We start from the raw sequence: 23,631 nt of genomic DNA, 5'->3' as shown, positions 1-23,631 counted from the left end.
GTAAGCCGCGCCAGTTTTTTTCTTTCAATAGGCCCAAGTCAGCCAAACCTTCTGAGAGCGTGCAGTGCCTCAAGAAGATCTAACTGGGTTTACAGCCCTAACAGCTCTCGATCTGAGTCGCGTGAGATACGTTCGTGCAGAAGCTTGAGCAACCGATCAGCTTTGTCTCTCTCAATTTCCTCGAGAAGCTTCAAAACAGCAGCGCCATAGATAATCTTTTTGCGCGTTTCATCGCGACGCCGTTGTTTGCTCGCCCGGGCCTGAAGGTCTCTGAGCCTCACGCGCGCCTGCTCGATTTGTTGATCCAGATCCGCCATTTCGTCCTCCCTTACTTGAAGTGGTCGAACAGGAAATGCGGCCCGGATCCCGGCTTCGCCACTCGGGCGCGAAAATGTGGCTCCGCCAAGCCGCCGTGTGAGCGGCCGTCCGCATGCCCGCTGGGCAATGCGCGCAGTTACGCAAACTTGGGGTTTGCCTGCGCGCCTGCCGCGGGCTTTTTTGTGCGGAGATCGGGTTGGTGCCCGATGTCCTTTACATGATACACCCCGCCAGCAGACTCGAAGTCATCCTGCATTCTCGTGCCGACGGTCGCTCCGCCGTCAAATCCGCCGCTTACACCGCGCGCACCACCTTCCGGGATGCGCGGGTTGGACGACGGTTTTCGCCGGGCAGAAAGGGTGGCCTCCTGTCGCATGAATTGATCAACTGGACAGGAAACGCCGAGGAGCTCTGGAACGCAGCCGAGCATTCTGAGCGCCGAAGGAATGCAAGAGTCATCCGCGAACTGCGCCCATCCTTGCCACGCGAGCTACCGCTTCTCGAGCAGGTTGGGCTTGTCCGCGGCTTTTGCCTCTGGCTTCGCGATGAATACGGCGTTGCCGTTCAAGCCGACATTCACGCGCCGCGTTTCTTGTGCCCTGAGGAAGAGAAACGGCACAGCGCGGGCAAACTCGAACTGACGCGAGAAGACTACGAGCAGAGGCTCTTCAATCCATCGAAGACCAACCTGAATTTCCACGCCCACATCCTGATGACGACGCGGAAGGTTGATAGGATCACTGGCGATTTTGGTGAGAAAACGCGTGTTCTTGACGACAGAACCTCAGGCCCCGGAGAAATCAAGCGTATCCGCGGAGAATGGGAAAAGCGGACCAACGCGGCCCTGCGCAAGATTGGCTCCCACGCGCGGGTTGATCTTCGTTCGTATGCCGAGATGGTCGAGACAGGCGATGCACCGCAAGGCCTGGCAAGACAAGATCATGTCGGGCCACGCAGATCCGCCAGGTCGCGCCGCAGACTGCAAGAAAGCGGAAACGACGACACAGTTGCCGGAGTGCGGCGCCAGGCTGTCCAAGAACACAATTCAACACTCTGGCACTCGTGGTTGCAGCTGCGCGCCCTGGAGCGTCAGAGAGACGACCTCGAAGCGGAGCGTATCGCGCGGGTGAGAGAGGCTGCCCGCAAGAAAACGGCCAGCGATGAGAAACGTCGAATGCTGGAGGCGAGATCCGAGCGCGAAGTGAAAGCAGCGCTGGAAGCTTCGTCGCAAATAGAATGTCTCAGAACTGAGACAGCATACCAGCAAGCGGTGCGATGGGCGACAGAAGGCATAGACGCCGATCCATCAGATATCCTCGATGAGGAATTCTCCTCTGATGTCGACCTTGAGGCGTATCACCCACCTCAGCTCCAGCGGAATGATCGGGTTTCCAACATACCGCGTGTAAGAACGCGCAAGCCGCGTCAGCGTACGCGATGACACCGATGCCAGTTTTTGCAGGGCGCAACACTTGATGCGATCTACAATGTTTGGACTCGAGCCGTTGATCGGTTGACGGGCATGGGGCGTCACCCGGGCCTTGCCTTTCTTTGCTTGGATTTTTCTGTGCCAACAACCGTAGAGCCAATTCCCGCGGATGAAGCACACCGATCCGCGCGACTTTGCCCCGCATTCAGATGATATCCACACCGTTTCGCCAGAGGAATACGTTCAACTCCTCCATCCGCAAGGAGTGATTGGGAATCCTGCCGTTCTGATCAAGAATTCCGAGAAGCCAAGCCAACAATTTTCACGTTGTCCGGATGGGATTGTAGCGTGTCTTCATGCGCTGCTGGATCGGACATCGTTTATCTCGCTGAACCGGTTTAAGGGCACACGCTGCAATTCAGGATTGGTCAGCCTGAATTCGCTTTATGTCGATCTGGACTATCACAATGATCCCGGCTGGCGCGCTGAGGGTGAAGAAGACGTTCAGGCAGCCGTCGCGGGCCATCTTCTGATGCGCGGTGTCTCTGAGCCATCATTCTATTTGCGAACGGGACGAGGACTGGCCGCAATCTGGCTGATCCATTCGATGCCACCTGCTGCACTATCCCGCTGGCAGGCGGCAATCAGGGCATTGATGGATCTGCTTGCTCACTTTGGTTCGGATCGTTCTTGCAATGACCCAGCTCGCGTCTTCCGCATTCCCGGCACTCGAAACGAGAAATCGGGCCGGGTCGTTCAGGTGTCTGGTGGGAATTGCCAACGCCAGGATTTTGATGTCCTTGCCGATCAGATTTTTGCCGCCGTCGGGCGGCCCACCCGTTCCGAACTCGCAGAGCGCCGCAAGCAGCGTCAGGATCGGGAGCCGGGTAGTCAGACAATGCCGCGGGGATTGACCCAAGCTGAGCGATTTGAACAGATCCTGAAAGATCTCGAGGCTTACCGGATTTACCACGGTGGGGTGATCCCGGTGGGGTACCGAAACACATGGCTGCACTTCTATGCCACCTGCCTGACCCATCAGTCAGACACCCAGGGTATCGAAGGTCACATTCAACGAGCGGCAGACATGGCAACGCCCGGGCTATGCCAGAACGAAACGAACGCCATTATCAAGCAGGCTCTTGCGAAGTCAAAGCTGCAAGCTTGCGACAATGCACGCGAGAGCGAGAGATATTGTTACCGCGGCTCGACTGTTGCGGAGCGTCTCGACGTATCAGCGGATATGGCGCGTCAGTTGAGCATGCGTCAGGTGATGCCAGCGGAAGAGCGCCACCGCAGAAAAGCTGAACGGGAACGAGCACGGCGTGCTGTTCAGGGGAGTACCTCGCGAGATCAATACCTGCTCGAAAACAGCGCATCGAGAAACAAGCCCTGGCTGAACTATGGTCTTGGTAGGTCCCAGTATTACGCGCGCAAGAAGGCAGGAACACTCCCAGAGCTGCCCGTTGCTCCGGACCGGACAGGTCCATGTCCACTACAGGGGAACCATTCTGGACACAGAGAACTCTGTGGCCCTCCAAAAGAGGCACAGCATTCGGAAACACCCGTCAACCGACCCATTGGAAACACTTCGAACACTCTGGCGGCAGATCGGAAAGCTGCAACAGACCAGACAACAGCGCACGGACGAGAACCGAAACAGCGGAAAAGGCAGGTCGCCCACCTTCGACTGCGCAGTCCGGATGTCGCGCAGCCGAAAGTGGGAACCAGCCCAAACACGGTGGAAGACGCGGCTCTTTTCAACTTCGATGAAGGATGTCTCATGACACTTCAAACTGAAATCGCGCTGCCCTCCGAGAACTGGAAATCCCGTTTGAAAGTTGGCGATGTCGTCGCGTTTCGCTTCCCCCATGAAACGATGGGAGAGGATGATCCCAAAGTTCGGCCGTCGCTGGTTATTGATGTCGAGGAAATGGCCGGTGAGCGCTTTGCGGTTCTGGCTTACGGCACAACGAACCCCTGTCCACGCAAGCAGGCCTATTGCGTCGATGTGCGTTCGGAAGAGGAGCGGGAACAGGCTTCTTTGAGGGCGCCAACACGCTTCAATGCGGCTCGACGTGTTTCCGTATCTGTCAACAACAGCGGCTTCGACAGAAACTCCGATGGAACGCCCGTATTGGGTGAACTCGCCGACGCAGCGCTGGATCGACTTCATCGCGTTCGCGCACGAATACATGCAGAACGCGATATCCGGCGCTCCCGTAGGTTCGGCAGCAGAGGCTCGGGTCGAAAGATACGCGCCGTCACGGTTGAAACGCGGCGCAAGGGACGGCCGGATACGCGGGAGGTGCGCTATGTATGATAGCATCGCACAGCAGCTATTGCCCATCGAGGCAGCGATCCTCGATGCGCTCAACATGGTGCCCTCAGCGTCGAAGGCACTCGACACGCTAATCGACAATCTGGAGCCCAGTGGCGCGCGCATTGCTTATCGTTTTGGCTCACGCCTCCGTGCGGGTGAAATGTTCGGTGATCGCGATCTCAATGATCTCGAATCCCTGCTCCAACCTGTCTTGGCTGAGATAGAAGCCGGATGGGTGAGCGAGGTGATTGCAGACGAGCATTGCCCGGGCGGTGCTTGGATCAACAAGCGGCTGACAAATCGAGCAGCCGAATTGAACCGGACCGTTGAACCTTTGGTGGCGCTTCAAAGATGTCTTCAACTCATCCAGAACCTGCGTCGAGCCGACCGAATAACACGTCGAGTGATCGCTGAAACGCAGACTTAGCCTGCAGCCTTCGGAGAGCGTTTCTCGCTCTCCGAACCGTTCGGATTAAACTGCGTTTCTAAATTTTCCAAAGGAGACCGATCTCACGCTCGTTGAAACATAAAGCGAGCACCATGACAGTTCAAAAACCGATCCAAACCGATTTTTCGATTTGTGAAGAGATCACCAAGTCCCCAGCAGCAAAGCAAAACCCGACGCCAGATGTTGGTTTGCTTGAGCTCGTCCGGGAATTGGCCCGGGCGGCAGCACAACAAGACGCGAGGAACTCGAGAGAATGCAACGCCGCGCTGCGATCTACGCCCGCTATTCGACCACGCTCCAGTCGGAGCGCTCCATTGAAGATCAGGTGGAGCTCTGCCGACGCTACCTGACAAGTGAAGGCTATAGGGAGGTCCGGACATTCGAAGACAGGGCCAAAACCTCTGAGACTCTGATTGGGCGAGTTGGTTTTGCTAATCTTCTCGAAGCGGCGAGTGCGGGGGAAATTGATGCACTGGTCGTGGAGTGTGTTGATCGGATCAGCCGGGACGCAGGTGATCTTCATAAGGTGCATAAACTGCTTAGCTACGCTGGCGTCGAAATCATTTCAGCCAGCGAGGGGGTACAGTCGGAACTCCAGATTGGCCTTCGCGGCTTCGTCGGTACGGTTTTCCTCAAAGATCTGCGTGAAAAAGTGCATCGCGGAATGTCAGGCAACATAGCCAAAGGTTTGAGTGCCGGCGGTAAGGCTTATGGTTACTCACCTATTGCGGGAAAACCCGGGGAGCTCCAGGTCAAGGCACACGAAGCGGAAGTTATTTGCCAAATCTATAAGGCCTACGCAGAAGGAGCCTCCCCGCGAGATATTGCTCATGATCTCAACGCTCGCGGTGAGTTACCGCCTCGTGGGACGAAGTGGAACGCGTCAACGCTGAATGGAAACGGCAAGCGCGGCTACGGTATTCTCAGAAATTCCCTTTATGCTGGCATACTCGTTTGGGATCGCGTCAAAATGGTACGAAACCCGACAACAGGCAAAAGGGTCAGCCGTGAAAAGCCGGTCAAAGACTGGAAATTTGCGGAAGTTCCGCACCTTCGTATTGTCGAAGAGGAACTTTGGGACGCAGTTCAGCGGCGTTTGGCCACGCAGTCTGCGGCCAAGCGATCGGGAAAATCGACCCGAAACCCTGTGCGCCCGTTCTCGGGGCTGATCAAATGCGGGTGCTGCGGTGGCGGCATGTCGATTCATGACAGAAACGGCAATACCATCCGCATCCGTTGCTCAACGGCCAAAGAGAGTGGCTCCTGCAACAATAACGGGAAGGTTCGCCTCGACAAGATCGAGAGCGCTCTGCTGACCGAACTGCGAAAGGAGTTGTCTGAGCCAACCTACATCGATGAGTTCATCCGCACCTACAATGAAGAACGTCGCAAACTCAACGCAGCGGACAAACCGGACAGGAAGAAGCTCGAACGCGCGGTAGCAGAAGCTAACAAGCTGCTATCGCGCCGTATTGAACTTTTCGAGATGGGAATTCTTGAAGGAGTTGAAGGAGAGGCAAAGTTGACTGAGGCCAAACAACGCGTTTCGGTTGTCACGGACGTATTGGCCAGCTTTGACGAGAAGGAGAAGGCGCTCGAATTCAATCCAGCGACAGCATCCAGGTATGTCACTGCACTGGATGAAATGATCTCTTCCATGCAGGCACATGACGGCAATCCGAACCCAAAAGCGCGTGACGCGGTGCGCGGCTTGATTTCGGAGATCGTTGTGTCTCCAACCGAGAAAGACGGCGTGCCAGTCGAGGTGAAGGGCCGCCTTAGCGCCTTGGTATCAAATCGTTCCAAAAAGCTGGGGGGTTTGGTGGTAGCGGAGGAGGGACTTGAACCCCCGACACGCGGATTATGATTCCGCTGCTCTAACCAACTGAGCTACTCCGCCACGAGTGAGAGGCGATTTAAGCGAGGGGCCGGGGAGGGTCAAGAGGGAAAAGCGTGCCTGCCGAGATTCTTTATTGCGTTATTCAATGCGCGTCCTGCTCTGCCAGCCGGGTGCGGGAATTCTCGGCGATCTGGCGGATGAAACGCGCGCAGACTTCGGGTTCTGTGATGAGTATCATGTGACCCCGGTGTTCCAGGACCTCAAAGGTCAGGCCGAATTTCGTCATTGTAGCACCGTGTAGCTCGGCGGACAGGATCGGGTCCTCTGTGCCGAACAGGATGCCTCCGGGCACGCGCAGGTCGTTATAGCGTGAAGTCAGGGCACCCATGCTGGCCTCTACCCCAACAACATCCTGTGAAGCGGTGATAAAGGCCGAGGGGCGAAGACCAAGGGCACCCCCAGCACGGTTCAGGAAGTCTGAGGGCGCGGGCTCGGGTGCGAAGACGTCTTTCAGGACGAGGGGTGCGGTTTTTCGGGCCATCGGGACGGCGATTGTATTGCCAATAAGGTTGCGCAGCCACTCGGTACGGATTTCAAGTGGTTTGAAAACGGCGGGCGGTTCCGGCATTTGTTGCGTCAAGGGGGCCAGAAGCGCCAACGCCGCCGTATTGTCGGGATAATCCAGTGCCATCGCAAGAGACACGGCGCCACCTAGAGAATGACCGACCAGTGTGGCTTGATCGACGTTCTTTATTTCCAGAAACTCGTGGATCATGCGGGCTTGTTCGGGCAATTCCGCCAACTGGGCAGCATCGCGCGTGGAATAGCCACAGCCCGGACGGTCAACCGCGAGAACGTGATAATCCTGAGCAAGATCATCCACCAATGCATACGTAAAATGCTGCAATTGGCCTGATAGGCCATGGATCATGACAATTGTCGGGTTGGAAGGGTCGCCTTTTTCGACATAGTGAATGCTGCCACCGTGAACGGGCACGATCCGCCCCAGTTGCGGCACCATTTCGGTGCCCTGCCGCGTTAGGCGACGAGTCCAGATGTGCATCCCCAGCAAAAGGGACATCAGCAACAAGACAATCGTTAGCAAAATCGACATCACGGATCTCCGGTAGGTTTGCTCAGGCGATGGTATTGCCCGGGGCCCGATTGCACCATGCGTTTTCTGAACGGCTGAATTGGCAGGCAGATAACCGCAACCTAATTATTGGTGTGTAAATTGGTATGACTTGGTCAGAAAAGCTCCCAGCACCCGGTATGTGCGCCGCACTGATAATATGGTTGAACAGACCGCTCAGCGTTCAACCACTTCCGCTCAACACATCAGCTGACGGTCGTGGCAGCAAATCAAGCAGCCCGAACACGCTATCGCGACAAGCAGGGCCAGCCCAATCAACAGGATAAAAAGCCAAAGGTAAGTCCGGCTGGCGTAGCACGACGCGCCGCCACCGATGCACCAGCAGGGTGCGCAGTGTTGCGCTCTGCAAGGGTGTAGGCGCCCAGCCTTCGGGACGGGACTTCGCGGCGCGTTCGACCGCGCCCAGAAGAGCCTTGCAAGAGGCGCGCAATTCGGGTGGACACAACCGATCCTGCACCCACTTGGGGGCTGCGTGCGGAGAGATGTCCAAGGCCAGCAAACCGTCCGACTGATCTGGAACGGGACCCGCACCCATCGCTACGTTGCGCCCAATGGGGATGTAGTCATCGCTGAGCATCACGTCCTCAAGCACCTGAGTGCCCGACCCGTCTTCGGCGATCAGAAGATGCCAATTTTCAATGGGCGAAGGACCGCGCGCATATATGCGCGGCGTGACGGCAGCGGATTGCGTCCGGCCGAATTCCGAGAGGACATGGCGCGAGACGCGGCCAATCCGGTCACTCTCGATCCAACCATCCTTGCGCAGCCGGTGCAGAGCGACGCGGATCGCTTCGGGTTTGATGCCCATCGGCTCAATTATCCGGGTCAGAACACCGCCCGAGATTTGCGCGCCGGGCTCTTGTGCCATGTCACCAAACAGCGAGACGATAATCGACCAGACCCGCTGGTCTTGCGGGTCCGCCAGTTCGGCCACAGCCGTTTCGAACCACGAGGTCTTTTCGGTCATGGACCCAGTTTAACCCATTAGGCCCAATAAGAAAAACAGGTAGTACAGCGGGTCAGCGGGCGTTCATGGTCAGAAGCTCGTATTCTGCGACCGGTTCGTCATCTTGATTGGTCAGGGACACGTGCCAGCGAACCTCGCCATAATCGTCATTGCGTGGGGTTTTCTGCTTTACCGTCAGGCGCACCTTGATGCTGTCGCCAGCAACAACGGGCTTCATGAACCGCAGCCCGTCCAGCCCGGTATTAGCCAGCACCGGCCCCTCGTTCGGCTCGACAAACAGACCAGCCGCAAAGCTGAGCAACAAATAACCATGCGCCACACGACCGGGGAAGAACGGGTTCCGCGCCGCCGCGTCCTCGTCCATATGCGCATAAAAGGTATCGCCGGTGAAATTGGCGAAGTGTTCGATATCCTCCAGCGTGATGGTTCGCGAGGCTGTGTGCAGCGTCTCTCCGACCTGCAACTCACCAAATTTACGGGTGAACGGATGTGCCGGACCTTGGATTTCGGGCGCTCCTGGCACCCATTTGGTGCTGATACCACTAAGCATGCGCGGGGAGCCCTGAATGGCCGTGCGCTGCATATAGTGTTTCACACCGCGCACGCCGCCCATTTCCTCACCACCGCCCGCACGGCCCGGCCCACCATGCACCATATGGGGCAGCGGAGATCCGTGGCCGGTCGATTCAGCCATCGAGTCGCGGTCGTTGATATAAATCCGCCCGTTATAGGCTGCGGCCCCCATCACTACGTTGTGCGCGACATTTGTGTCGTGAGTGATCAGCGACGTGACCAGAGACCCCTGCCCGCGATTGGCAAGTGCCACCGCATGATCCAGATCGCGGTAGCCCATGAGGGTCGAAACTGGGCCGAAGGCCTCGGTATCGTGCACGCGCTGCGCTTTGTCGGGGTCAGCACAGTAAAACAGCATCGGGGGAACGAATGCGCCGGTTTCAGGGCCGTGCAGGTCGAACGCGTCGGGGTTGCCATAAACCCGTTCAGCCTCTTGCCCGATCAGAGCTGCCTTTTCCAGAACGTCGGCTTTCTGCCCGTTCGACACCAGCGCGCCCATGTGGGTGGTGTCGGAACGGGGGTCGCCGATGGTGATCTTTGCCAATCGGTCAGACAGCGCGGCAATTATGGCGTCGACCTGCAGCTGGGGCGCGATGATGCGTCGGATGGCAGTGCATTTCTGGCCCGCCTTTGTGGTCATCTCGCGCGAGACTTCCTTGACGAACAGGTCAAATTCGGGCGTGCCGGGCGTGGCATCGGGCCCAAGGATGGAAGCGTTCAAGCTGTCCTGCTCGGCCACAAACCGGACCGAGTTCTGCAAGATCGCAGGCGTCTGCCGCAGCTTCAACGCGGTGTTCGCCGAGCCTGTGAAGCTGACCACATCCTGACAATCCAAGTGATCGAGCATGTCGCCCAACCCGCCCGAGACCAGCTGTAGCGCACCGGCAGGCAGGATGCCGCTATCCAGCATGATCCGCACTGCCAGTTCGGTGACGTAGCAACTGTTGGTAGCCGGCTTGACGATTGCAGGCACGCCAGCCAGCAGCGTCGGGGCCAGCTTTTCCAGCATCCCCCAGACCGGGAAGTTGAAGGCGTTGATATGAACCGCGACCCCTTGCAGGGGCGTGCAGATATGCTGCCCCAAAAAGGTGCCATTGCGTGACAACTGCTCGATTTCGCCGTCCAGACAAACCTGCGCATCCGGCATCTCGCGCCGGCCTTTTGAGGCAAAGACAAACATCGTGCCGATGCCACCATCGATATCGATCAGGTGGTCCTTCTGCGTAGCTCCGGTTTCGAAACTCAGGTCGTAAAGGGCTTGTTTATGCGCCGAAAGCTCTTGCGCCAACGCCTTGAGCATCCGAGCACGGTCGTGGAACGTTAACTTGCGCAGCGTGGGGCCACCGGTATTGCGCGCATAGTCAAGCATCGCCTGCACGTCGAGCGCGGCATTGCCAGCGCTTGCAAACGGTGCGCCAGTGATGGCGGACGCGATGGTGCGTGCGCCTTCTCCAGGCGCGACCCAAGTACCAGCGGCGAAGCTGGAAATCTGATGCAGGGACATGGTGTTCTCCTGTTTGATGCGGTGGGACTAGTGTCCCAAAGCGCCCATTTGCTGCGGCAGATACAGCACCACGATGGGCACCAGCACGATCAGCGCGAGGCGGAAGATATCGGCGATCCAGAACGGAGTGACGCCACGAAATATGGTGCCGGTCGAGACGTCACCCACCACGCCTTTCAGAATGAAGACGTTCAGGCCTACGGGTGGAGTGATCAGCGAGATTTCGGTGACAACCACGACGACGATGCCAAACCAGATTGGGTCATAGCCCAGAGACGTGACCAACGGGAAGAAGATCGGAACCGTCAGCAACAGCATCGAGAGAGATTCGAAGACGCAACCCAGAATGATGTAGATACCAAGGATCATCAGGATCACGACAAACGGAGCCACATCATAGGCGGTCACCATCGCGATCAGGGCTTCGGGCAAACCGGCCAGATTGATGAAATTTGAGAATATCTGCGCACCAATCAACACCGCGAACAAGGCAGACGCGGTAAAGCAGGTCTCTTTCAGCACCTCGAATGTCGAGCCAACCGTGAGACCCCCACGAAAGAGTGCAATCAGAAAGGCCCCAGCGGCCCCCATACCTGCGGCCTCGGTGGGTGAGAATGTCAGGTTTAGGGGCTCAAAATCGAAGGCTCCATAAAGCCCGCCAATCACTAGGAAGAACAACAACAGCACCGCCCAAACCGAACCCAGCGCACGGATGCGTTCGGACCATGTGGCACGCTCTCCGGCTGGGCCGGCCTCGGGGTTGCGCCAGACGGTCCAGCGCACGGCGAAGAGGTAGAACAGAATGCCGAGGATGCCGGGGATGATGCCCGCCATGAACAGTTTCCCGATCGAGGTCTCGGTCAGCAACCCGTAGATGACCAGAATGACCGATGGAGGGATCAGAATGCCAAGCGTGCCACCGGCGGCAATCGAGGCGGTCGAGAGTTCATCGGAATAGCCGTAACGCCGCATCTGCGGCATCGCGACCTTTGACATCGTGGCGGCGGTTGCCAGCGATGATCCGCAGATAGCCGAAAATCCGCCACAGGCCGCAACCGTTGCCATGGCAATACCACCGCGCATGTGGCCAAGAAAGGCGTTGGACACCGCATAAAGCTCGCGCGCCATGCCGCCCTTGTTCACGAACAGGCCCATCAGGATGAACAGCGGCACAACCGACAGACCATAGTCCTGCGCAGTGTCGGTGATCTGTCGGCCCACCATGGACATGGCAGCCTTCATCCCGCGCTCATCAAAGATTGAGCCGCCACGCTCATAGGCAAAGCCCAATGTGCCGACCAGACCCATGGCAAAGACGATAGGAAGGCGCACCAGCACCAGGGTCAATACAATCGCAAATCCGATCAGTGCTGCGGTCATTACATAGGCTCCGACAGAGTATTTGGGGCGAAGGCCTTTAGCAGCCCGGTGGCGATCATCACCAGTGCGGTGATGGCAACTGACAGGGTAATGAACCAGCCGATCAGGTAGGTGGGGATTGAAAGATACTCAGTCACATCCCCATAATCCCGCGCCCGCTCAGCCAGGACCCAAACGCGTTGGACTGGCCAGAACAGCATGATGCCGCTAACCACATAGATCACCACGTCCCGCGCGCGCGACAGGTGCAGACGGTGGAAGAACCCGTCTGTCAGATCAACCGCGATATGGCCGTTGGTGGTGGAGACGATCGGGAGGACAGAAAACACCAGAATTGCCATCAGAATGCGCGTCAGCTCGGTGGCGGCCTCAATGGGCGCATTGAAGACCGAACGCAGGATCACGTCGCAAAAGGTCATTACCATCAGGATAAACAGTGCAATGCAGGCCACGATCACGGGAAGGGCGCTGGCACGGCGCACAAGCTGAATAATAGGGGTCATGGGAAACTCGCGCAGGGTAAGTCAGGGCGGCGCAAGAGCCGCCCTGCAGTCGGATCAGTTGGAGGACATTTCCGATTTGATCATGTCATATGCGGCCTGAGCGTCGACACCTGTTGCGTCAACCTCGGCGATGACCTTGCCGCGGATGTCTTCGGCGATGGCCGAGAACTTCTCCATATCCGCATCTGTGGCAGCGTTGATCGCATTGCCCTCCGCCGCCTCGGTTGCCTCACGTCCAGTGGCGTCGATCTCATCCCAGATTTTGCCGATCTCACGGCTCAGCGGTTCACCGAATACGTTTTCTTCCAGCGCCGTCTGCAGCTCGGGTGGCAGATCTGCGAAGGTGTCTTCGTTCATGATGAATGCAAACGAACCACGATAGAGGCCACCGGGCATCTCATAGACGTTCTGCGCAACCTCGGTCAGCTTGAAACCCTTGCGCGATTCCAGTGGCATGACCACGCCGTCAGCGGCTTTCGATGCCAGTGTTTCATAGACTTTCGGAGCGGGCACCTGGATGCCGGTCGCGCCAAGCGCCGCACCAACGTCTCCGCCAACGCCACCCGGGATACGTACTTTCAGGCCCGAAACCTCATCCAGAGTGGTTACTGGCGCGCTGGAATGCAGCTGCGCGGGTCCATGCGTGTGCAAGGCGATGACTTTGACACCACGATGCTCGTCAGCAGCTTTCAAGTACTTGTCGTAGGCGCGCCAGTAGGCAACCGAAGCGTCCTCGGCCGAGCCTTCGTAACCAGGCAGTTCGATCAGCTTGGTGGTGACGAAGCGTCCCGGTTGATAGCCGTGAAAGATAATCGAGGCATCGGCCGCGCCATCCATAATCAGGTCCATCTGCGCAGGCGGTGGAGCGATACCCAGCTTAAGCTCTGCGGTGACCTGCCCGTCAGTGGCCTCCTCTACCATTTCGACGAATTTGGGCCACATCTTTGCGTTGATGCCGTGGGTGGGTGGGGCCCAGCTGGAAATTGTCAGGGTGTAGTCAGCCGCAAAAGCAATGGTGCCGGACACCGCCAAGGTTGCAGACGCCAACAATGTGGTGAGCTTGGTGAATTTCATGACCGGGTCTCCTCCTCAAAATCGCAAGTCGTGAATGTGTTAATGGTACGTTTTGTAACTATCAACGACGAGAAATGCTGTTCCGCCCGCTGGCCAAATGGCATTTCCGATCGCCGAGTCACAAACGGCTATAGAATTTATTGACCAACCGTTCGGTTTATGCAAGAAGTTTGTTGTAACTTATGAAAAGCGAACCGGGCATGTCCGACACGATTATTTCGCAGAATATGGGTCAATGGGTTGAAATTACACTCAATCGCCCTGATCGCCTGAACAGTTTCACGGATGAGATGCACCATGCCCTGCGCGCTGCACTTGAGGCCGCGCGTGACGGAGGTGCACGAGCGGTGCTGTTAACCGGCGCGGGGCGCGGGTTCTGCGCAGGGCAGGATTTGGGCGATCGAAACCCTGCCACGATGAAGGGTCCGCCGGATTTGGGCTATACGGTTCGCACCTTCTACGCGCCTTTGGTCCGCCTGATCAGGTCCTTGGAATTACCTGTTGTCTGCGCCGTCAATGGCGTTGCCGCCGGGGCGGGTGCGAATCTAGCCCTGGCTTGTGATGTGGTACTTGCCGCTGACTCCGCCAAGTTTATCCAATCATTTTCCAAAGTGGGCCTGATACCTGATACCGGCGGCAGTTGGCATCTGCCACGTTTGCTGGGTGAAGCCCGAGCCAAAGGGCTGGCCCTAACTGGGCAACCCCTGCCAGCAAAGCAGGCTGCGGATTGGGGGCTGATCTGGAAAGCAATTCCAGACGCTGAACTAATGACCGAGGCGCGCGCACTAACGGAACAGTTCGCCAATGGTCCAACGCTGGGACTTGGCCTGACGAAACAGACGATACAGGCGGCTGCCACGAATACCCTGACCGATCATCTCGAGATTGAGGCGGACGCAATGAAAACCTGCGGCGAAAGCGTCGACTATGCCGAGGGCGTTACTGCGTTTCTGGAAAAGCGCGCGCCAGTATTTCGGGGAGAATGAGATGACGCCGAAGGAACGCGCCCAGAAAGCCGCTGCTGCCATGTGGGGGCGGGACAATGCCTCGAAATGGGCAGGCATGGAACTGGTCGAGATGGATGAAGGCGCTGCGACGCTGGCGTTGCAGGTGGCTGACCATCACTGCAACGGGCACGGGATCTGCCATGGCGGCGTGACATTCATGTTGGCCGACAGCGCCTTTGCCTTTGCCTGCAATAGTCGCAACCAGTCCACGGTCGCCCAGCACAATGTGATCAGCTACGTCGCGCCCGCGCGATCCGGTGATCTGCTGACGGCCCGCGCAACGGAACTGAGCCTGACAGGGCGCAGCGGTATCTATGACGTATCCATAACCAACCAAGCCGGACAAAAGATCGCAGAATTTCGGGGCTTTTCCCGCGCGGTCAAAGGTCCGGTGTTTGACGAGACCTGAGATGAGGGGGATGGCATGAAGGATCTTACTCCGAACAAGGCGGATCTTGATCCGATCGAGATCGCCTCGATTGATGAAATCCGCAACCTACAGTTGGATCGGCTGAAATGGTCGCTGCGCCATGCTTATGACAACGTGCCTATGTACCGGCAGCGGTTTGATGAGGCCGGTGTGCATCCTGACGACCTTCAGTCCCTCAGTGATCTGGCACGGTTTCCGTTTACCTACAAAAACGATCTGAGGGAAAACTATCCCTTTGGTCTGTTTGCAGTCCCGCGTGAGCAGATCATTCGTGTTCATGCCTCGTCGGGAACCACGGGCAAGCCAACCGTCGTGGGGTATACGCAAGGCGATATCGATAATTGGGCGGATCTGGTGGCGCGGTCGTTGCGTGCCAGCGGTTTGCGCCGGGGCGACATGGTGCACAACGCCTATGGCTATGGCCTGTTCACCGGCGGTCTGGGCGCGCATTATGGAATCGAACGTCTGGGGGCCACGGTCGTCCCGATGAGCGGTGGGCAGACCGGCAAGCAGGTCGACCTGATCACTGACTTCAAACCTGACGGGATTATGGTAACACCATCCTATATGCTGAACATTCTTGAGCAGTATCACAAGATTGGACTCGATCCGCGCGAATGTTCCTTGGCTGTCGGCGTCTTTGGCGCTGAACCTTGGACGGATTCGATGCGCTCCGAGGTTGAACAAGCATTCGATATGCATGCCGTCGATATCTACGGCCTGTCCGAGATCATGGGACCGGGCGTCGCCAATGAGTGCGTCGAAACCAAAGACGGGCCCGTGATCTGGGAAGACCACTTCTACCCCGAAATCATCGACCCGAAGACCGGCGAGGTCATGCCTGATGGTGAGATTGGTGAACTGGTGTTCACCACGCTGACCAAAGAAGGTCTTCCGATGATCCGCTATCGCACCCGTGACCTGACGCGGCTTTTGCCCGGTACGGCTCGGTCGATGCGTCGGATGGAAAAGATCACGGGCCGCTCGGATGACATGATCATTCTGCGGGGTGTCAACGTCTTCCCCAGTCAGATCGAGGAGCAGGTTCTGGCAACCGGCGGTCTGGCGCCCTACTACCAGATCGAACTTTACAAAGCTGGCCGGATGGACGCGATGCGCGTGCATGTCGAAGCAACGCCGGATGCAGCCGATGAGCTGAGCAAAACCGCCGCTGCTCGGATGCTATCTCGCCGGATTAAAGAGGTGGTTGGCATCTCGACCGAGATCGATATAGGCGAGCCGGGCGAGGTAGAACGCTCACAAGGCAAGGCCCGGCGCGTGATTGACAATCGGGACAGCTAAGCGACAGACGGAGGGTCAGGATTTGGCGCGCACGATAGCAAAAGACCACGACCATAAACGAACTCGCATCCTAAAATGCGCCGCCCGCGTCTTCGCGCAGGAAGGATTTGATCGGGCGTCAATGTCTCAGCTGGCGCGGGAGTGCGGGATATCCAAGGCCAATATCTATCACTACTACGACAGCAAGGACGCCATTCTGTTCGATATTCTCGACAGTTACCTGCTGCAATTGCGTGACCAGGTTTGCGGCTTGGACCTTGACGGGATGGAACCCGCGGATCGCTTGAAACGGGTGGTGCGGGAAATCCTACTGGCCTATCAAGGCGTGGATGATGAGCATCGCGTGCAAACCAGCGGCATGTCCGCATTGCCCGAAGAGCAGCAGTATCTGCTGCGTGGCTATCAGCGGGATCTGGTGGTGTTCGTCAGTGACATCATCGCCAGCATCTCGCCTGCAACTTTCAAGGATGATGCGGCCAAGCTTCGGGCCACGACCATGTCCGTTTTCGGAATGTTGAACTGGTTCTACATGTGGAATGCCGGGGCGGATGCCGACGCGCGCAGCGATTACGCCGCGTTGGTAAGCAATCTGACATTATCAGGTGTTGATGGCCTTTGAACCCTTGTTGGCACAGAGTTGATTTGGCTCTGCGGTCAGGATGAGGTTCAATATGGGCGGAGGTCACCCATGCAACGCCCTGATCGTTTCGATAAATTCTATTTCGCCAATGTAGGTCTGGGCGAAGCCTGTGGCTGCGCCGAGCGGGTGATTGACGTTTTTGAGTTCAATCGGAAATGTGGTGCTAAAGCCCAGCAGTCATTGAAGAAAGATCGGCGAAAGCGTCGCACGCTTCGCGGATTGGCCGTGAAGTATGGGTTGCTGAGCCGTAAACGCCAACTTTGAAAGCTAGGGTACTTTAAGTCCCAGCTTTTCGATCTGTTCGGTCGCTTTTACTGTCCACTGATCTTTCATCTCAATCCCGGTTAATTGCCGCAGCCCCAGCTTGCGGAGCGTTTCGGTTTTCTCGGCTGTGCCCGCCCCAAAACTTGCCGCGACCCGGGGCCACCAATATTCGACCGACGCTTGCATTTCTGCAGCCTTTCCCTGTTCTATCAGCTTGCCCGCACCCTCAAGCGCAAGCTCCCCATGGCGCGCCTCGATTGGGGAAATCTCGCGGAAGGCCTCGGCCAGAGGCTGATAGGATAACTGCGAAAACTGGGCGAGTTGGACGTCAACCGCCTGGCTCATCAGCAGGTTCATAACCACGGCATCTTCCCATCCTTCGATCGGATAGTTGAATACAGCAAGGCGCATGTCGTGTTCGGACCGCGTAGCCCCGATATCCGCATCACGATCCAGACGTGTGGTCCAGGGATGGTGATTTGCATAGCGGTCAGTGTTGGCTCCGAACTCGCCCATGATTTTCAGGACACGATCTGCGTTGTCGGTCTTTTCCAGCACAATCTTGGCCGCCGCGATGCGTTCCTTTATGCCCGGGCCCAGATTTATGATGTCGGCAAAGCCCGCTGCGCCGGCCAGTTCGCTGTCCACGAAGGTCGCCATCAATTTCATGAGCTCTGCACGATAGCGCGGAGGCACGTTGGTTGGATTACTCAGGACACCACCCGCTGCCAAATAGCTCTCGATTGTCATGTCTTCAGCCATCATTCCCTCCGTCTACTGATCGTAGTCCACGACTACAGTGTCGGTCAGCGGATAGGCCTGACAGCTCAGGACGTATCCTTTCTCGACTTCGTAGTCTTCCAATGCGTGATTGGCGACCATCTCGACCTCGCCCTCAAGCACCCGGCAGCGGCAGGTTGAACAGACCCCGGCCTTACAGGCGTAAGGCGCGTCCATCGCATTCTCCAACGCGGCATCGAGAATCGATTGATCCTTCGGCATGGTGATCGTTTGCGTTGCCCCGTCCATGGTGATTGATGTTTTGGTCTGGTTGTCCTGAGATGCCGTGTCCGCCCCGCTCACTTTGCGCTTGACCCGACCGGGTTGAGCGCTGGCGAAGAGTTCAAACTTGATCTGCCCGTCGTTCAGCCCATGCGCCCGCAAGGCTGAGGCAATGCCCAGCATCATCGGCTCGGGGCCGCAGATAAAAGCCGTGTCGACGTTCTGAATATCGATCCAGTGTTCAAAAAGTTCGGCACATTTGTCTTGCGTGACCAGACCTGTAAAAAGCTCGATTTCTTGCGCGTCTGTTTCCAGAATATGGATCACGTTCAGACGCCCCATATAGAGGTTCTTGAGGTCCTCAAGCTCCTCTCGGAACATGATCGTGTTCACGCCCTTGTTGGCATATACCAATGTGAACCGCGAATGTGGTTCTCGGGCAAGCATCGTCTTCAGGATCGAGAGAACCGGCGTGATGCCCGACCCACCCGCAAAGCCCAGATAATGCTTTTCGGCGGAGGGATCGATTGCGGTGTAAAAGCTGCCCATCGGCGGCATCGCCTGCACCGTATCGCCCACCTTTAGATCGGAGTTGGCCCAGGTCGAGAATGCGCCGCCATCCACGCGCTTGATCCCCACCTGCAGAATGCCCTCATCCTTGCCCGCGCAGATCGAATAGGACCGGCGCAGTTCTTCCCCGTCGAAATCGCGGCGGAAGGTCAGGTACTGGCCTTGGGTAAAGTCGAATTCATCGGCTGAACCGTTTACAGGTTTCAACGTCACGACCACCGCATCGCGGATGGTTTTGTGAACATCGGTAACTTCCAGATCATGAAAGCGTGCCATCCGGTGATCCTCCCTCAGATGCACTTGAAATAGTCAAAAGGTTCCAGGCAGTCGGTGCAGCGCCAATGGGCCTTGCAAGGGGTCGAGCCAAACTGGCTGACCTTTTCAACCGCCTTGCTACCGCAATGTGGGCAGCGTTCAGGTCCACCTGCAGGCTGCGGCGGGGCGATGCCGTAATCCTCGAGCCGAGCACGGCCCTTGTCGCTGAGCCAATCGGTGGTCCAAGCCGGTGCGATACTTGTCTCGATCCGCAGATCGTCGATTCCATGATCACGCAGCGCAGTTTCGATATCCATGCTGATGACCGAGGTCGCCGGGCAGCCTGAATAGGTCGGCGTGACGGTAACCGTCAGAGTGTCTTCATCCCATCGCACATCGCGTACAATGCCCAGATCGACGACCGAGATCACCGGAATCTCAGGGTCTGGTACAGCGTCCAGCCATTCCCACACCTGATCCGTTGAAGCCCGCATTGATCCTTACCACTTCGCGCCGGGATATGCGCGCTGCAACCACTGCATCTGTGTCAGAAGATGGCCCAGATGCTCGGTATGCATGCGACCGTCGCGCCCGCCCTTATGGGCAAAGCGGCTTTCGGGAATGGTTAGTGTCGCCTCGGACAGCACACGCTCGATCAGAGCGTCATATTCTGCGCGCAGATCTGCCGGGTTCGGGGCAATCCTCGCCGTAACCATTTCTTCATCAACATCGTCACTGGCAAACATCTCGCCGACATATGGCCAGAGATAGTCCAGCGCCTCTTGCATGCGGGCATGACTTTCCTCGGTCCCGTCACCAAGGCCCACAACCGTATCGCCCGAACGTTCGAGGTGATAGCTAACTTCTTTGCTGGCCTTGGCGGCGATCGCCGCGACACGTTCGTCAGAGGATTTCATCAGATGCCCCAGCATGATCGAATGCCAAGCATCAAACAGGAACTGACGCATCAGCGTGCGGCCGAAGTCGCCGTTCGGCACTTCGACCAGCAGCACATTGCGGAAATCCCAGGCGTCGCGCAGAAAGGCCAGATCATCGGCGGATTTGCCGCCGTCGATCTCACCCGCAAGACCCAGCCACATCTGAGTCTGACCGATCAGGTCCAGCGCGGTATTGGCCAGCGCGATGTCTTCCTCCAGCACAGGCGCATGGCCGCACCATTCGCTGACGCGATGGCCGAGGATCAGGGTATTGTCCCCCATCCGAAGCAGAAACTGCAGCAAAGCGTCATTGGAAACCGGAACACTCATTACATCGCCCCCACTTCTTCGGGAATATCGAAGAAGGTTGGATGGCGGTACACTTTGCTTTCGCTGGGCTCGTACAGCGGACCTTTGTCGCTGGGCGATGAGGCCGAGATGTTGTTGGCCTCAACCACCCAGATCGAAACGCCTTCGTTGCGGCGCGTGTAGACATCGCGCGCGTTCTTGATCGCCATTTCCGCGTCCGGGGCGTGTAACGACCCAACATGGCGGTGGCTCATGCCATGTTGTCCGCGGATGAAGATTTCCCACAGGGGCCATTCGTTGTTCATTTGGTATCCTCCTCAGGGCAGTCTTATTCTGCAGCCAGATTTGCGGCGCGTTTCTTGCGGGCATGAGCCAGCAGCCCGTCGCGAACCCATTTACCGTCGTCCCACGCCTTGTTACGCGCGGCCAGCCGGTCGACATTGCAGGGGCCGTTGCCCTTGATCACATCGAAAAACTCGGACCAGTCCGGGTCGGTGTAATCATAATGGCCCCGTTCTTCGTTCCATTTCAGGTCCGGGTCAGGGATACTCAGACCCAGATATTCGGCCTGAGGCACGGTCTGATCCACGAATTTCTGGCGCAGCTCGTCATTGGTGTTGATCTTGATCTTCCACGCCATGGATTGCGCCGAATGCACGCTTTCCTTGTCCGACGGCCCGAACATCATCAGCGACGGGTACCACAGTCGATTTATTGCATCCTGCGCCATCTTACGCTGCTCTGGCGTACCCTCTGCCATCTTGCGGATCGCATCATAGCCCTGGCGCTGGTGAAAGCTCTCTTCTTTGCAGATGCGGATCATTGCGCGCGAGTATGGTCCGAAGGACGTCCGCTGCAGCGGAACCTGGTTCATGATCGCGGCACCATCGACCAACCATCCGACCGCGCCGATATCAGCCCAGTTCAGGGTCGGATAGTTAAAGATCGACGAGTATTTCATGCGCCCGTCCAGCAGCATCTCGGTGATCTCATCCCGGCTGACACCCAGCGTTTCTGCCGCGCAATAGAGATACAGCCCATGCCCGGCCTCATCCTGCACCTTGGCCAGCAGGATCGCCTTGCGCTCCAGCGTTGGCGCTCGGGTGATCCAGTTTCCTTCGGGCAGCTGGCCTACGATTTCAGAATGTGCGTGCTGGCCAATTTGACGGATCAGTGTCGCGCGATAGTCGTCGGGCATCCAATCCTTGGGCTCGATCTTGATATCGGCGTCGATCTTGTCCTGAAACGCACGTTCCTGCTCGGTCATCTCCTCGCGGGATTTCACGCCTGTTCCGGCTGTTTTAATCATCTGAGCGTACATGTGAGGTCTCCTCCCTTACACACGTTCAAGAATAAGTGCGGCACCCTGCCCTACCCCGACACACATGGTGCAGAGCGCGTAGCGGCCTCCGGTGCGGCGCAGTTGATAGGCAGCAGTCATCACTAGCCGCGCACCGCTCATTCCAAGCGGGTGGCCAATGGCGATTGCCCCGCCATTTGGGTTCACATGCGGCGCATCATCGGGCACCCCGAGTTCGCGCAGCGTGGCTAGGCCCTGCGAGGCAAACGCCTCGTTCAATTCTATCACATCCATCTGATCGATGCTGAGCCCAGCCCGTGCAAGCACCTTACGGCTGGCTGGAACCGGGCCGATGCCCATCACGCGCGGCTCCACTCCAGCAACGGACATGCCAACCACACGGGCAATCGGGGTCAGGTCGTTCTTTGCCGCAGCAGATTCATTTGCCATCAGGATCGCCGCCGCGCCGTCGTTAACACCCGAGGCGTTTCCAGCGGTCACAGTCTTGTCCACCCCGTTGATGCCCTTTAGGCCAGACAGTTTCTCTGCTGTAGTCCCCGGACGTGGATGCTCGTCCGTATCGACCACCACCGGGTCACCTTTGCGCTGGGGGATTGTGACCGGGGTGATCTCCTCCTGAAACACCCCGGTCTGGTGCGCCGCGGCCCAGCGGGCCTGGCTGCGTTCGGCAAACGCGTCCTGATCGGAGCGACTGATACCATAAGCTTCCGCTACGTTATCCGCTGTTTCGGGCATCGAGTCGATACCAAATTCCTTTTCCATTTTCGGGTTCACAAAGCGCCAGCCGATCGTGGTGTCGTAAACGGCATTGGCACGAGTAAAGGCGGATGTTGCCTTGGGCATCACAAATGGCGCACGCGACATGCTTTCGACCCCACCCGCTATCGCCATGTCATAATCCCCAGCCTTGATGGCGCGCGCAGCCATGCCCACCGCATCCATGCCAGACGCGCAGAGCCGATTGATTGTCGTTCCCGGTACATCCACCGGCAGCCCTGCCAGCAACGCTGCCATCCGCGCCACATTGCGGTTGCTTTCACCAGCTTGGTTCGCATCGCCATAAATCACGTCGTCCAGACTGGACCAATCCACCTGTGGGTTACGCGCGACAAGCGAAGCGATTGGCAGGGCGGCAAGATCATCTGTGCGCACCTGGCTTAGTCCACCACCATATCGTCCGATCGGGGTGCGCTGGGCGTCGCAGATAAAGGCGTCCATAGGTCGATTACTCCGAATTTGAATTCACATCATTAAGTGACCGATAGGTCGGTTAATAAGCCTCTCATCGATTCGCAGCAAGCTTTATGTTACTTCATATACGTTTTCTTGTTTTTTCCGTAACGCTTTGGCTCGCTGCGAGTAACTTGGTCGTGTGAAACGTAGTCTTTGCCGGCTTACCACCTGCCCCAATACCGTCTCAGACCTTTGATAAGGGTTCCTTCAACGCGAAATTTGACAAAGCGAAAACGTACTTAGTCCACTTCGAATAGGCAGTTTGAAATGTTGCCATTCTGAGATTGGAGTTCCGGTAAACGTTTGTATCTGCGGCAGACATCGCACCAGATTGTCTGGTTTTGACCTGTAGCGTTTAATGAATGACACTTAACAACTTTCGTCCCAAAAGCCGCCTTCAGTCATCGACAATCATCAAGTTAACTTTGAAAAGAAGCGTTGAATGATCTATACACAAAAGCCGAGGTGATGGCGATCATCCGCTGCCTTCTGTCGGAGACCCAGTAGGTCCCCAAAGAACGGAAGTATGCGATTAAACTTGTTGGGGAACTTGCGGATTTGCTTACTTTGGGGGCGTCCCAGAATGAACAAAACCGCCCTAGGGCGGTGCGTAAACATCTGATGTTGCACGGTGTTTTGTTTTCAGCATTAGGAATTGAACCTACGGCCTTCATGTTATGAGCCTGACGAGGTTTGATCGTTAATCGAACAGTCCGGTGGACTGTTTGTAGTCTGCGCGGGCTGCTCTGGGATTTTCTAAAGTTGGTTGCGGGAGCAGGATTTGAACCTGCGACCTTCAGGTTATGAGCCTGACGAGCTACCGGGCTGCTCCATCCCGCGACACTTTA

The 23,631-nt window shown here is 57.3% G+C and carries 23 protein-coding genes and 2 tRNA genes; 9 read left to right on the top strand and 16 right to left on the bottom strand.

All coding sequences use genetic code 11. The features are described 5' to 3' along the window. Window positions 1–89: 89 nt before the first annotated feature. Entirely contained in the window at window positions 90–317 is a 228-nt protein-coding gene (locus tag ACR0MP_RS00125; protein WP_170353330.1) for a hypothetical protein, read from the bottom strand. 200 nt (window positions 318–517) lie between these two features. Between ACR0MP_RS00125 and ACR0MP_RS00120 the strand changes: the two genes are divergently transcribed. The 4 genes from ACR0MP_RS00120 (at window position 518) to ACR0MP_RS00105 (ending at window position 6,385) form a co-directional block, all read left to right on the top strand. Continuing rightward, window positions 518–1,759: a MobA/MobL family protein gene (locus ACR0MP_RS00120; protein ID WP_480602909.1), complete on the top strand. Its 1,242-nt coding sequence runs from the start codon at window positions 518–520 to the stop codon at window positions 1,757–1,759. A 157-nt stretch (window positions 1,760–1,916) separates the two neighbouring features. Next, window positions 1,917–4,070 carry a hypothetical protein gene (locus tag ACR0MP_RS00115; RefSeq protein ID WP_480602911.1) on the top strand — a complete coding sequence of 718 codons (2,154 nt, stop codon included), beginning with the start codon at window positions 1,917–1,919 and terminating at the stop codon, window positions 4,068–4,070. Then, window positions 4,063–4,497: a hypothetical protein gene (locus ACR0MP_RS00110; protein ID WP_170353328.1), complete on the top strand. Its 435-nt coding sequence runs from the start codon at window positions 4,063–4,065 to the stop codon at window positions 4,495–4,497. The genes ACR0MP_RS00115 and ACR0MP_RS00110 overlap by 8 nt, the downstream gene beginning before the upstream one ends. 274 nt (window positions 4,498–4,771) lie before the next feature. Further along, the gene (locus ACR0MP_RS00105; protein ID WP_170527244.1) at window positions 4,772–6,385 is read left to right on the top strand and encodes a recombinase family protein; all 1,614 of its coding nucleotides are present in this window, start codon (window positions 4,772–4,774) and stop codon (window positions 6,383–6,385) included. Here the strand turns inward: ACR0MP_RS00105 and ACR0MP_RS00100 are convergent. The 7 genes from ACR0MP_RS00100 to ACR0MP_RS00070 form a co-directional block, all read right to left on the bottom strand. Continuing rightward, window positions 6,342–6,418, bottom strand: a tRNA-Met gene (locus tag ACR0MP_RS00100). The genes ACR0MP_RS00105 and ACR0MP_RS00100 overlap by 44 nt on opposite strands. 82 nt (window positions 6,419–6,500) lie before the next feature. Further along, window positions 6,501–7,472, bottom strand: coding sequence for an alpha/beta fold hydrolase (locus tag ACR0MP_RS00095; RefSeq protein WP_480885465.1), 972 nt, complete (start codon window positions 7,470–7,472; stop codon window positions 6,501–6,503). A gap of 202 nt (window positions 7,473–7,674) precedes the next feature. Continuing rightward, on the bottom strand, window positions 7,675–8,478 hold the full coding sequence (locus ACR0MP_RS00090) for a PaaX family transcriptional regulator C-terminal domain-containing protein (RefSeq protein WP_170736606.1): 804 nt from the start codon (window positions 8,476–8,478) through the stop codon (window positions 7,675–7,677). Between the two features lie 52 nt (window positions 8,479–8,530). Then, window positions 8,531–10,555 carry a phenylacetic acid degradation bifunctional protein PaaZ gene (gene paaZ / locus ACR0MP_RS00085; protein ID WP_480885463.1) on the bottom strand — a complete coding sequence of 675 codons (2,025 nt, stop codon included), beginning with the start codon at window positions 10,553–10,555 and terminating at the stop codon, window positions 8,531–8,533. Between the two features lie 27 nt (window positions 10,556–10,582). Beyond that, window positions 10,583–11,935: a TRAP transporter large permease gene (locus ACR0MP_RS00080; protein WP_170404665.1), complete on the bottom strand. Its 1,353-nt coding sequence runs from the start codon at window positions 11,933–11,935 to the stop codon at window positions 10,583–10,585. Further along, on the bottom strand, window positions 11,935–12,438 hold the full coding sequence (locus ACR0MP_RS00075; protein WP_170397701.1) for a TRAP transporter small permease: 504 nt from the start codon (window positions 12,436–12,438) through the stop codon (window positions 11,935–11,937). Before ACR0MP_RS00075 ends, ACR0MP_RS00080 begins: the two co-directional genes overlap by 1 nt. A gap of 54 nt (window positions 12,439–12,492) precedes the next feature. Next, window positions 12,493–13,512, bottom strand: a complete 1,020-nt coding sequence (locus ACR0MP_RS00070; protein WP_170397704.1) for a TRAP transporter substrate-binding protein — start codon at window positions 13,510–13,512, stop codon at window positions 12,493–12,495. A gap of 200 nt (window positions 13,513–13,712) precedes the next feature. On the opposite strand from ACR0MP_RS00070, the gene paaG reads away from it, so the two are divergent. From paaG to ACR0MP_RS00045, 5 genes are all read left to right on the top strand, one after another. After that, window positions 13,713–14,498 carry a 2-(1,2-epoxy-1,2-dihydrophenyl)acetyl-CoA isomerase PaaG gene (paaG, locus tag ACR0MP_RS00065; protein WP_170404667.1) on the top strand — a complete coding sequence of 262 codons (786 nt, stop codon included), beginning with the start codon at window positions 13,713–13,715 and terminating at the stop codon, window positions 14,496–14,498. Window position 14,499: 1 nt separating this feature from the next. Beyond that, on the top strand, window positions 14,500–14,928 hold the full coding sequence (paaI, locus tag ACR0MP_RS00060) for a hydroxyphenylacetyl-CoA thioesterase PaaI (RefSeq protein ID WP_170397710.1): 429 nt from the start codon (window positions 14,500–14,502) through the stop codon (window positions 14,926–14,928). A gap of 15 nt (window positions 14,929–14,943) precedes the next feature. After that, on the top strand, window positions 14,944–16,251 hold the full coding sequence (gene paaK / locus ACR0MP_RS00055; RefSeq protein ID WP_170404670.1) for a phenylacetate--CoA ligase PaaK: 1,308 nt from the start codon (window positions 14,944–14,946) through the stop codon (window positions 16,249–16,251). A 22-nt stretch (window positions 16,252–16,273) separates the two neighbouring features. Further along, window positions 16,274–16,870 carry a TetR/AcrR family transcriptional regulator gene (locus tag ACR0MP_RS00050; RefSeq protein WP_170404673.1) on the top strand — a complete coding sequence of 199 codons (597 nt, stop codon included), beginning with the start codon at window positions 16,274–16,276 and terminating at the stop codon, window positions 16,868–16,870. Between the two features lie 69 nt (window positions 16,871–16,939). Next, window positions 16,940–17,155 (top strand): hypothetical protein, encoded by a 216-nt coding sequence (locus ACR0MP_RS00045; protein WP_170404676.1) that lies wholly within the window; start codon window positions 16,940–16,942, stop codon window positions 17,153–17,155. Between the two features lie 3 nt (window positions 17,156–17,158). On the opposite strand, the gene ACR0MP_RS00040 is transcribed toward ACR0MP_RS00045, so the two are convergent. From ACR0MP_RS00040 to ACR0MP_RS00005, 8 genes are all read right to left on the bottom strand, one after another. Further along, the gene (locus tag ACR0MP_RS00040; RefSeq protein ID WP_170736610.1) at window positions 17,159–17,917 is read right to left on the bottom strand and encodes a Phenylacetic acid catabolic protein; all 759 of its coding nucleotides are present in this window, start codon (window positions 17,915–17,917) and stop codon (window positions 17,159–17,161) included. Window positions 17,918–17,929: 12 nt separating this feature from the next. Next, window positions 17,930–19,003, bottom strand: a complete 1,074-nt coding sequence (locus ACR0MP_RS00035; protein WP_170404683.1) for a 2Fe-2S iron-sulfur cluster-binding protein — start codon at window positions 19,001–19,003, stop codon at window positions 17,930–17,932. Window positions 19,004–19,017: 14 nt separating this feature from the next. After that, on the bottom strand, window positions 19,018–19,476 hold the full coding sequence (gene paaD, locus ACR0MP_RS00030) for a 1,2-phenylacetyl-CoA epoxidase subunit PaaD (RefSeq protein ID WP_170404686.1): 459 nt from the start codon (window positions 19,474–19,476) through the stop codon (window positions 19,018–19,020). A gap of 6 nt (window positions 19,477–19,482) precedes the next feature. Continuing rightward, on the bottom strand, window positions 19,483–20,250 hold the full coding sequence (gene paaC, locus ACR0MP_RS00025; protein ID WP_170663939.1) for a 1,2-phenylacetyl-CoA epoxidase subunit PaaC: 768 nt from the start codon (window positions 20,248–20,250) through the stop codon (window positions 19,483–19,485). Further along, a complete protein-coding gene (gene paaB / locus ACR0MP_RS00020) occupies window positions 20,250–20,534 on the bottom strand; it encodes a 1,2-phenylacetyl-CoA epoxidase subunit PaaB (RefSeq protein WP_170404692.1) in 285 nt (94 codons plus the stop codon). The genes paaC and paaB overlap by 1 nt, the downstream gene beginning before the upstream one ends. 23 nt (window positions 20,535–20,557) lie before the next feature. Beyond that, on the bottom strand, window positions 20,558–21,550 hold the full coding sequence (gene paaA / locus ACR0MP_RS00015; RefSeq protein ID WP_170404695.1) for a 1,2-phenylacetyl-CoA epoxidase subunit PaaA: 993 nt from the start codon (window positions 21,548–21,550) through the stop codon (window positions 20,558–20,560). Between the two features lie 15 nt (window positions 21,551–21,565). Next, window positions 21,566–22,768, bottom strand: coding sequence for a 3-oxoadipyl-CoA thiolase (gene pcaF, locus ACR0MP_RS00010; RefSeq protein WP_170404698.1), 1,203 nt, complete (start codon window positions 22,766–22,768; stop codon window positions 21,566–21,568). A gap of 778 nt (window positions 22,769–23,546) precedes the next feature. After that, window positions 23,547–23,623 (bottom strand) — tRNA-Met (locus ACR0MP_RS00005). Window positions 23,624–23,631 lie beyond the last annotated feature (8 nt).

The sequence above is a fragment of the Ruegeria sp. K3 genome (genome assembly GCF_056531845.1).
This window is presented reverse-complemented; position numbering and strand designations above follow the sequence as displayed.